The 9921-nt window shown below is 60.0% G+C and carries 11 protein-coding genes and 1 pseudogene; 8 read left to right on the forward strand and 4 right to left on the reverse strand.

The features are described 5' to 3' along the window. From AC3WLT_RS36155 to AC3WLT_RS36185, 7 genes and pseudogenes are all read left to right on the forward strand, one after another. Positions 1-1461: pseudogene (locus AC3WLT_RS36155) on the forward strand (hypothetical protein); the annotation flags it as partial. Positions 1462-1480: 19 nt separating this feature from the next. After that, positions 1481-2155 (forward strand): hypothetical protein, encoded by a 675-nt coding sequence (locus AC3WLT_RS36160; RefSeq protein ID WP_492596361.1) that lies wholly within the window; start codon positions 1481-1483, stop codon positions 2153-2155. Between the two features lie 5 nt (positions 2156-2160). Beyond that, positions 2161-2553, forward strand: coding sequence for a hypothetical protein (locus AC3WLT_RS36165; protein WP_492596362.1), 393 nt, complete (start codon positions 2161-2163; stop codon positions 2551-2553). Further along, the gene (locus tag AC3WLT_RS36170; protein ID WP_492596363.1) at positions 2550-2780 is read left to right on the forward strand and encodes a hypothetical protein; all 231 of its coding nucleotides are present in this window, start codon (positions 2550-2552) and stop codon (positions 2778-2780) included. Before AC3WLT_RS36165 ends, AC3WLT_RS36170 begins: the two co-directional genes overlap by 4 nt. A 281-nt stretch (positions 2781-3061) precedes the next feature. Continuing rightward, a complete protein-coding gene (locus tag AC3WLT_RS36175) occupies positions 3062-3307 on the forward strand; it encodes a hypothetical protein (RefSeq protein WP_492596364.1) in 246 nt (81 codons plus the stop codon). Further along, entirely contained in the window at positions 3291-3779 is a 489-nt protein-coding gene (locus AC3WLT_RS36180; protein WP_492596365.1) for a lysozyme inhibitor LprI family protein, read from the forward strand. The genes AC3WLT_RS36175 and AC3WLT_RS36180 overlap by 17 nt, the downstream gene beginning before the upstream one ends. A 199-nt stretch (positions 3780-3978) precedes the next feature. Further along, positions 3979-4314 (forward strand): lysozyme inhibitor LprI family protein, encoded by a 336-nt coding sequence (locus AC3WLT_RS36185; protein ID WP_492596371.1) that lies wholly within the window; start codon positions 3979-3981, stop codon positions 4312-4314. Between the two features lie 166 nt (positions 4315-4480). Here AC3WLT_RS36185 and AC3WLT_RS36190 read toward each other — a convergent pair whose 3' ends face one another. From AC3WLT_RS36190 to AC3WLT_RS36205, 4 genes are all read right to left on the reverse strand, one after another. Then, on the reverse strand, positions 4481-4732 hold the full coding sequence (locus tag AC3WLT_RS36190; RefSeq protein WP_492596366.1) for an HNH endonuclease: 252 nt from the start codon (positions 4730-4732) through the stop codon (positions 4481-4483). Positions 4733-5080: 348 nt separating this feature from the next. Next, positions 5081-6589 (reverse strand): sensor domain-containing diguanylate cyclase, encoded by a 1509-nt coding sequence (locus AC3WLT_RS36195; RefSeq protein WP_492596367.1) that lies wholly within the window; start codon positions 6587-6589, stop codon positions 5081-5083. A 237-nt stretch (positions 6590-6826) separates the two neighbouring features. After that, entirely contained in the window at positions 6827-7663 is an 837-nt protein-coding gene (locus tag AC3WLT_RS36200) for a DUF2182 domain-containing protein (protein WP_492596368.1), read from the reverse strand. An 8-nt stretch (positions 7664-7671) separates the two neighbouring features. After that, positions 7672-8439 (reverse strand): DUF899 domain-containing protein, encoded by a 768-nt coding sequence (locus AC3WLT_RS36205; RefSeq protein ID WP_492596369.1) that lies wholly within the window; start codon positions 8437-8439, stop codon positions 7672-7674. Between the two features lie 130 nt (positions 8440-8569). On the opposite strand from AC3WLT_RS36205, the gene AC3WLT_RS36210 reads away from it, so the two are divergent. Continuing rightward, positions 8570-9790 carry a helix-turn-helix domain-containing protein gene (locus tag AC3WLT_RS36210; RefSeq protein ID WP_492596370.1) on the forward strand — a complete coding sequence of 407 codons (1221 nt, stop codon included), beginning with the start codon at positions 8570-8572 and terminating at the stop codon, positions 9788-9790. Positions 9791-9921: the final 131 nt, after the last annotated feature.

A 9921-nucleotide genomic window follows, 5' to 3' on the forward strand; every position in this document is an offset into this window, starting at 1 on the left:
AACAAGGCAGAGCCGGAGTACGAATACAAGCTGTACGAGCGGGCAACGAAACTTTATCCGGCGTGTCCGAGCGACGGCTATGAACTGCTGCGCTTCGGCCGGATCCTGTCAGGTTCGCCTACCCTTCCTGCAGGGCGGGCAAGAACAACATGGATACGTGCAGCATTCGCGACTGGCCAGGAGGGCTACATCGACCTTAACAACAATACGATTGTGAAGCTGTCCGACGCCGATTTCCCGTTTCTCGCGAGCTGGCAAAAGGTTGATGAAGGCAATAGCCCGTTTGCAATTGACGGGCTATGTGACATTGATCGATTGAAAGCGATCCTGGGACCTGCGAAAGAGCATCAGACGCAGCAGGAGCAAGGCGAACACGAGGAGCGCCAGAAGGAAGAAGCGCTTGTTCGGTACGTCAGGACTACGGCCGGTGTGCGTGATCTGCTCAAAGGGTTTGTCTGTCAGGCGCCGAGCGAGTGGGACGGTACAAATAACGATGCGCGCTACGGAAAGCTGCTCAGCCAGCAGGGCGAATTCTATTATGGTGATAGCGCCGGATATGGGAAGTTTATCGCTCTGCTGAAGCAGTTCCAGTTCTGGGATGCGACGCACCTGCAACCGGGTACGAAACTTTGGTTCTTTCATCCGCTCCAGTTCATCCGGCATTTCAGGAGGTGCGGGTGGTTGAGCATGGCAGAACTTAAGCAGATGTTTCCTCCAACAGCTCTACGCCGTGTGTCCGCATCGCAATGGACTTCGGAGCCGGTACACCCCCAGATGAATACGGTAGATGGATTTGGCATCGAACTGAACAGGGCAATGCGCAAGTTCGGCATAGCCACACGACTGCGGCAGGCAGCGTTTCTGGGCAATGCGATGCAAGAGACGCAATGGTTTCGATTGCTGGCAGAGGGCTCGCCGCAGCAGCAGCGATATTTCCCGTGGTTCGGTCGCGGGTTCTTGCAACTGACCTGGCCCGATAACTATGTGCAGTACTGGCGCTTTTGTGGCCGACAGGTCGACCAGGCACTGGCTGATCGCCTTCACAATGCTGCGCACGCGTCGAATCAGGCACACAACAACGCAGCCCTCGCGGCGGCAGAGGCCTATGTGCCGGCAGACATGAAGAGGTGGCGGGACGATGTGGCGACGCAGAAATTTGACGCATCCGACAGCGCTGGCGCGTACTGGGCATGGTCGGTTGCGGCCCGGCCTGCCGACCAGTCGCCGGCTCTGCGACGTGCCACGAAACAAGTGGTTAACACGCCAAAGCCTTACTACAGCAGTGAACCATTCGGACAAGTCGCGGCCACCGTGAACGTGGGGCATGAATCAAGTAACTTCTCAGCAGTCAACGGTCTTCAGGCGCGGTATCAGGCCTATACAGCCGCGCTTTTCATGTCGATGGAGGGAATTCGGTTCCCGGGTGCGGATGGGGCACTGAAAGAAAATCCTGACTGGTAACGTAGAGCGGACTATCCAGATGAAAAAAGCGATCCTTTGCCTCTGTATAACCAGCTTGGCAGCAGCGCAATTCTTTAGTATTGCTGCAGCGCAGGACCCTGCTCCGGCTTTGACTGAGCGGGCTACGACGACAGAAAACGTTGTCGGCCCATGTCATTTTAAAATCGCGAATATGTTTGGTGGGGAGTTTCGGGTGCCTCATCCTGATCGCTCGCCGCCGCAAGAGGGGGCGTATTACCTCCCAATTATGGGTCCGATGGCCTTCCTAGCTGGTGGTTTTGGTCTTTTCTGTGTAGACGCCAACGAAGAACGAATTACTAGTGCCCTAAACGCAAGGTATGTAGCGGGCAACTGGCTGAGGTACGGACCGGTCAACGGCCCCGAATTCGTTCCATTCGAGAAGCAGGCGAACGCTCGAACAATCCCATTGAAGGGAGCAAACTGGACCGGGATGGCATACACCGACGATGACACAACCGGTGACGAGCGCCAACGGGCTCGCGTTTTTCACTTCTGTCTGATCCACAAGGCCCACGCGTTGTGTGGGAACACGCCGGTTAAATGGCTGACGGATCGCAAGACTCGCAGCGATCTTGATCGGATCAAGGCGATCCTTGAGTCTGTCAAGTTTGTCGACACCCCAACACCGGCTGATGCCAATGCTGCATCTGGCGTAACAACCTTCGGCAAATAAAACAAATGGTGAATGTGGGGCACGCATCAAGTAACTTCTCTGCAGTCAACGGCCTTCAGGCGCGATATCAGGCGTATAGCTGGCGTAACAGTTATCGAGATTATGGCCACTACCGTGCCAAGGACTTTACGACCGATCCCAATCCGAAGCTTTTGCAATCCGATGCGGAAGTGGCGGCGGACTCAGCGGGTTATTTCTGGGTCAAGATTCGTATTAGCGTGAAAGCGGATCGCGGTTCCAGCAACCAGGATGTCCAGGCCTGTTTTCGTCTGGTTGGAGGCGCAGGCGGCTTGCCGGAACGACAGCAGTTTTTTCGCCACGTCTATTTTATTCTTGGCGATACATGCAACATGCCCGCTGAAGTGGGATTGGTGCGCCAAATGGAGAGTACACAATGATTCGTCTCGCCATCGTGACATGTGGCCTGCTGCTAACTTCGATGACCTATGCTCAATCGGCAGCCGATGCAGCTCACATCAGAAGCATAGGAACCAATTCTATTGATCCAAACGCGGAGGAACGCTGTGGCATATCAATGCGGACGCCGAACCTCAAACGTGTCGATGAACAACCCATTGGTTTTGCATGTTCGGGCGCATATAAAAGCGCGCTTACACTTTCATGAATATGGATTTTCAGTACGACCTGAACTTCGAACTCAGCGGTGGCTCCCATATAAGCTTCGTAGCAGATGGCTTCAGCATCGAGAAAAAATAGCGGCTGGCGGAAACAGCATATTCCGCTTGAGACCCGGCGATAAGTTACCGACCCTGGCACCAGACTCTGCATACCAAGAGTCGAACTGCGGTGACACCGTCACCAAAACTGACATCACGCCCATCCAAGGCAGCAACTGGCACGGTTAACTTGCGGCCCATCGAAGCCGCGATTAATCGAGACGTTAGAGTGCCTTTATATCAATACGAATATGATGCGCTCGTATCGATCCTTTTTAATACTGGGCCATATCCAAGAAACGGTGATCCGTGGTATCCAGAATCACGCTCGAAGCACTTGGCAAATTATCCAAACAGCGGTGAATACAATAGGATGCGAGACGTAATTCGCTCGTTTGTTTCGCAACGTGTGCCATGGCGTCGCCGCCTGGAAGCCAACCTCTTTGAAACGGGGATTTATGATGCGCGCCACTAGTATACTTTTTGTTCTATTTTTGATCGCTAATGCAGCCTATGCCTCATCATCGATCTATGGGTCTGAATTTGACTACAAAAAGGCAAAGCCTACCAGTACGTATTTTTCAGGGAAAACCCGTCAGCAAGTCGCATCGTATTGCAAAAAAGAAATGCTTGGTACGATGGATTTGTCTGCCTGTGCCCAATTTCGCTATGAAATGGTCAGTAAAGTTCTAAATAATAAATTCGCTCAAATAGAAAATGTCACAAAAGATAGCGACCGAGAGCACCGGGCTAATGACGAACCCGAAGCACTTCCGTTCTTTAAGAAAGCTCAATCAAATTGGCAGCTCTATAGGGATAATGAGTGCTACGCGGAAATATATCAAGTTGGTCAGGCATCGTTGCGCTTTATTGACTTTTGGGATTGCATGACTCGAATCACAAAGAGCAGGCTTGATGAATTGACCAAGCCTAATACCGATGAGTGAAAGATTGCCCCGCTTCGGCGGGGCTTTTTGTATCGCACAAACGAACATGAAATATCATTACCTCGCACTCACGCTATTGTCACTCGCCTTTGTAGCGCCTACGTCCGCAAAGACCCGTTATTCGGGGTAGTTCGATTACCGGGATTTCGAACCGTCCGCCGTCTACTTTCACGGCCATACGCGCGCGGAAATTGACCGCCTGTGCAATACAGGCGATGGGGCGTCAACGGAGGATTTGGAGGAATGCGAACATAGGGAATTCGAGGGCGCGGTCGCAACGTTAAATCGGAAACTCGCGGCGCTTACCGCTCAAATCAAGAAAGACGATAACGATTACGCGAAACCGGACGATGAACCCGTAGCGCTACCGTCTTTCCTGAAGTCGCAGGCCGCATGGGTCCAGTACCGTGATAGCTACTGCTATAGCGCTGCCTATGACATGGGCCCAGGGTCAGAAAAATACATTCGTTTTTGGGTGTGTATGTCATCCATGACCAAGGCCCGCACAAAGGAGCTTGGACAATTCGACGATTGACGCGCAACGCGTTATTAAAGGCTCAACCGCGCCTGTTCCTGCGCCCCGCTCACATGATCGAACAGCAAGGCCTGGCGGTGCGCGTCGTTGATGGGCTCGCATGCGGTTTCGAAGTGCGTCGGATCAAGTTCGATGCCGACGAAGCGCCGTCCGGTCTGTATGCACGCTACGCCCGTTGTTTGCGCTTCATTCGCTTTATGCGCAAGTGTTCGTCGCGATGCTCTGCGAGATGTTCGGCGCGCGTCGTCGCTTCAAGGTTGTACACCTCATCATTCATTGAATCGCGGTCGCTATGACGCACGATCCAACCGGCCGGGATGGTTCCACGGGCTTTCTCGTAGACGTATATCGCATATGGCACCCACTTTTTCGGGTCCGCCACCTTGATGAACTTACGAGGATGGCCGTTTTTGTCCACACGAACCGTTACTGTGCTTACGGGCATTTTCCGCAAACTTTTACAGCCGCGCTAGGCTGCTGCCGCGCGCATGGATTGGGAGTTGTCTGATATATGAGATGCAGCCGGACTCTTAGACTTTCTCTTGCTGCGTTCACATCCCATGAGTAACCCATGAGTAAGCGCATGCGATCGATGTTGTTGTAACTCTCCGACTTTCCGCTCACGTCCCCCGGCGTGAGCGGTTTTTTTCGTCCATTCGTTTTGTCGTCGCTGGGATGGGACTGCCGTTTGAAACTACGCAAGCGTGATAAAGGCGTGGGCGGCAAGCCTGAAATTTAAAGGCCGCTCGCCGATGAGGCACCCGGCCTATCGGTGGGGTTGCTCGACTAACGTGCCGCTATCCGCACGTGCCGCCGGATAACGCATCACACGATTTCGGCCCGCATCTTTGGCTTCGTAGAGCGCCTCGTCGGCGGCGTCGACCAGCGCGTGGCTCGTCGCGAAGGTGTGACCTTTGGTGCTGGCGATACCGATGCTGACGGTCAGCACATGGTGAGAGCTGGCGACGTGCCGTAGTTGAAGCGCCTGCACCGCGGCGCGAATCTGCTCGGCGATACGCTCCGCGCCGAGTTCGTCAGTATCCGGCAGCAGCACGGCGAACTCTTCGCCGCCGTAGCGCGCTGCCGTGTCGCCCGGGCGCCGCACGTTCTGCGCAATGCAGCGCGCCACGCCGATCAACGCTTCGTCGCCCGCCGAATGGCCGTACAGGTCGTTGAAGCCTTTGAAGCTGTCCACGTCGATCAACAGCGCCGACAGCGGCCACGCGCTGCGTTGCGCGCGGAGCCACTCTTCTTCGGCATGTTCCTCGAAGTTGCGGCGATTGTTCAGCCCGGTCAGCCCGTCAGTGCGCGCCAGCACGCGCAACTCGGCTTCGGCCGCAAGGCGCTGCCGCAATTGCTGCGAGAACAGCACGGCCAGCGCGATGATGGTCAGATCGAGCGCGGCGATCAGCGAGCCGATGATCCACGCGCGATGCCGCCATTCCACGTAGATGTCCCGCGTGGACAGCGCAACGTCGAGAATCAGCGGATAGACGTCGATATGGCGGAACGCATACCAGCGCTCGACTCCGTCGATCGCCGCCGTGCCGAAGAATTCCCCGCTCGGCTGCTGGGTGAAGCGGGTGTAGTTCGCTGTTCCGGTGAGATTGCGGCCGATGATTTTCGGATCGTACGGACGGCGCATCAGCATCGTGCCGTCGGCCAGCATCAACGCCATCGAGCCGCCCGCACCGAGATTCATGCCGGCGAACAGACGCCGGAAGTAAGTGAGGCGCATCGTGCCGACCACCACACCGGCAAAGCTGCCATCCGGACGCGAAAGACGCCGGCTCAACGCGATGCTGATGTCTGTGCCGGGCACCTTCGGCATGAACGGACGGCTCACGTACAGGCCGACGTTGGGAGAGTCGCGCTGAACCTTGAAGTAGTCGCGGTCCGCAAGGTTGATCTTGCGCGGCGGACTCGCACGCGAGTCGAACACGATTTCGCCGGTTTCGTTGGTGACGAGGATCGAGCCCATGTCTTTCGCGCTGGCCGAGCCGTCGAACAGGACCATCTGGCGGATCTCGGGCGGCAGGTTCAGGACGCCGGGATGTTTCAAACCCTGGATCACCGCGCGCAGCGACAGATCGTAGATTTCCAGATTGCGCGACACATCGCGCTCGACCAGCAGCGAGACGTTGAAGACCGAATCCTGGGCGCGCCGCAACGCGTCATCGCGCATCTGCGCCAGCACCCACACCGCGATCGCGAGTATCGCGCTGGCCAGCACGATACTGATGGCAATCAGGATGTTCGGTCGACGCGTCATCATGGTCTTATCGTTCGAGCATGCGCTGACCCACGCGCGTGGTGAGATTGGCCGCGTCTGCAGCTGAAGGCGCGTCTGTAAAGACGGTAGCCTACCAGACGCCACGGCACGTCGAACGATCGAAAAGACGGAGATTTTCGCGACCTTGCCGCGCGCCGTCACGTTGACGGCGCCGTAGAAGTTGGTGTCGATCTGCGCGCGGAATGTACGAGAACGCTGATTACACGGCGCCGCTACCGTTTATTGCGCGAGAGCCCCTCGCACGATCAGGCACAATCCTGCCGCGACGACGGCAACGCCGACGCCTCGCGCGACGCGCTCCCCGTCCGATGCGAAACGTTCGACGGTAATAGCTGCCGTCACGACCGCCATCGCGCGCGGGTCCATGACTCCAATGACGAAAAGGATCGCCGTCAAGCCTGCGCAACAGTAGCTGCAGTGCAGCCCCAGACGCAGGCCGTGTCGCCAGGCAGCGCCGGCGTCCGCCGGCAACGTACGACCGCACCCCGGCGCCTCCCGGCAGCACGCAAGGTGGCGGGCCTTCCAGGCGGTGAACTGCAGCGCGCCAGCGCTCAAAACAACCACACCGGCCACGATCGGAACGACACGCGCCAACGCGGGCAGCTGCATCTCGACAGCCGCCAGCGCGGCGCCCAGCGCAAAGGCGGCCACGCCGAACACGGTCCACACGAAGAAATAGCCCACGCCCACCAGAACAGTCAGCCAGGCGAGGCGCGTCTCGCCCGTTCTGCCGACCGCCTGGCGATAGCGCCACAGCGTGGGCGCGAGGGATGGCAGCATCATCGCCACCATCATCACGCCCCACATGCCGAGGAACGACGCCGCGACGCCGGGCCACGTCTGCCCGCACATCCGCAGCCACGCCATCGACATCGTCCAGCCGCCGGGCATCGGCATCTCACCCATCGCCGACATGGCCGCGCACCCGACAATCGTCGCCGCCGCGCTGGCGGCGAAAAGCAGCGCCGAGACGCCGAAGAAGGCTCGCCGGGAAGCCCGCCCGGAAACCGCGCGTCGCGAGAAATCCCGTGCCCCGGTTGCGCCAACGTCACTCATGACCCTGCTCAGCGCTGGTTGTACTCGTCGTGACGGCGCCACCAGATGCCCGTCTCGTTGCGCCCCTTGGGCGCGCGGTCGAGCCACTGGTACATGCCCCAGATGCCGTCCACGCCGCGCGCGTAGGTGGAATACGTGTGGTAGACGACGCCGTCCTCGAGCACGAACGCGCTCAATCCCGGCCGGTCGCGCGCATACGTGGACGCGTCGGTTCCGCAGGTGGCCGCGAACTGGGCGACGGGCGCGGGCGCCGGTGTCGCGTCCATCGCGTGGCCGCCGCGCTCGTAGTTGTATTCGACGCGCCCCTCGCGCTGCTGCTCCTCGGTGAACGAAATGTTGAAGTCGAAGTTGAAGTCGCTGCCGTGCGAGGACGCCCACGGAAACGTCCACCCCATCCGGCGCTTGTAAGTCTGCAGCTTTGCAAGCGGCGCCCGCGACACCGCCATCAGCATGACGTCGTGGTTCGCCAGGTGCACGGCAATGCCATTGAACCCGTCCGCAATCGACGAGCAGGACGGGCACCCCGCCGTATAGTCGGGCCCGAACATGAAGTGGTAGACGAGAAGCTGTGAGCGTCCTCTGAAAAGGTCCGGCAGCGAGGCGGCCCCTTCATCGGTCTCGAATCGGTACGGCTTGTCGATTCGAACCCAGGGCAGCGCCTGCCGCTGACGCGCCAGCTCGTCGCCCTTCCGCGTGAGCTCCTTCTCCGCCTTGAGCAGATCGAGCCGCGCAGCCAGCCACTCTTCACGTGTGCCGGTCATATGTGTCGTCGTCATGCTTCCCTCCGTCGGGTGTTCCTCGTCGTTCGTTCAGCTCCCGATACGACGTGCTGGTTGGTGGTCGTGCTAGATTAGTTCCGGACTTCGAACGGTGGGAGTGACAAATGTGGCGGGATTCAAATAGACCATGGACTCGCTAGTCACGGCCGCGGCGCGCGCGCTTGCGGCGGGGGATCCCCTCGGCGCGCTGAACCGGGTTGCCTTGCGCGACGACGCACCGGCGCTCGCGCTTCGCGGCATCGCGATGGCCCAGCTCGGCGATCTCGTTCGGGCGAAGGCGCTCTTGCGAAGTGCGGCGCGCGCCTTCGGTCCGAAAGAAGCCGTGGCCCGCGCGAGGTGCATCGTCGCCGAGGCCGAGATCGCACTCGTCTCGCGCGACCTGGGCTGGCCAGCGAAGGCGCTCGACGCCGCGCGGGCGACGCTCGAAGCCCACGGCGACCGGGTGAACGCCGCGCACGCGCGGTATCTCGAGGTCCGGCGTCTCCTCCTGATCGGGCACCTCGACGAAGCCGAGCGTACGCTCGCCGAACTCGACCCCGCGCCCTTCCCGCCCGCGTCGCGGGCCGCCCACGAACTGGTCGTCGCCGGGATCGCCATGCGGCGCCTCCGGACGAAGTCGGCGCGCGCCGCGCTCGCCCGGGCCGAGCACGCCGCGCGCCACGCGGGAATCCCGGCGCTGACCGCGGAAGTCGAAAGCGCATCCCACGTCCTGAACACGCCCGCGGCGCGCCTGATTGCGCGCGGCGAGGAGCGGCTCCTGCTGCTCGACGAGGTTGAAGCGTTACTGGCGTCGAAGGTGCTCGTCGTGGACGCGTGCCGCCATGTCGTACGCGACGCGGGCACGGTGGTCTCGCTCGCGAGGCGTCCAGTGTTGTTCGCGCTGGCACGCGCGCTGGGCGAAGCGTGGCCGTCAGACGTGCCGAGGGACGCGCTCGTCGCGCGGGCATTCCGGGCGAAACACGCTGATGAATCGCATCGCGCGCGCTTGCGAGTCGAAGTCGGGCGGCTTCGCAGGGTGCTCGGGACGCTGGCCGGCGTGAGCGCGACGACGCGAGGGTTTGCGCTGGTGCCGCGCGACGCACCCGAGGTTGTGGTGCTGGCGCGGCCCGTCGAAGACAAGCATGCGGCGATGCTCGCCTTCCTCGCCGACGGCGAGTCGTGGTCGAGTTCGGCTCTCGCGCTTGCGCTTGGAGCCAGCCAGCGCACCGTGCAGCGGGCACTCGACTCGCTTGCGGCGGCAGGCAAGGTGCAGTCGTTTGGCCACGGGCGAGCGCTCCGCTGGATGACCCCGCCCGTGCCGGGACTCACGACGACCTTGTTACTCCCCGTTTCACTGCCGACCGACTAGGATGGAAGCAACAATCGTCCACTACCAGGCGCCCCCAAACCTGCCGCTTCGCGCCAGGCCCGCCGAGGGGACGATCCCCCAATCCGCCAATCCCCCTATCCCCCAAGGGGACCTCCTTCGGGGCGGGGGAC

This window comes from Paraburkholderia sp. FW306-2-2C-D06C, from assembly GCF_058781505.1.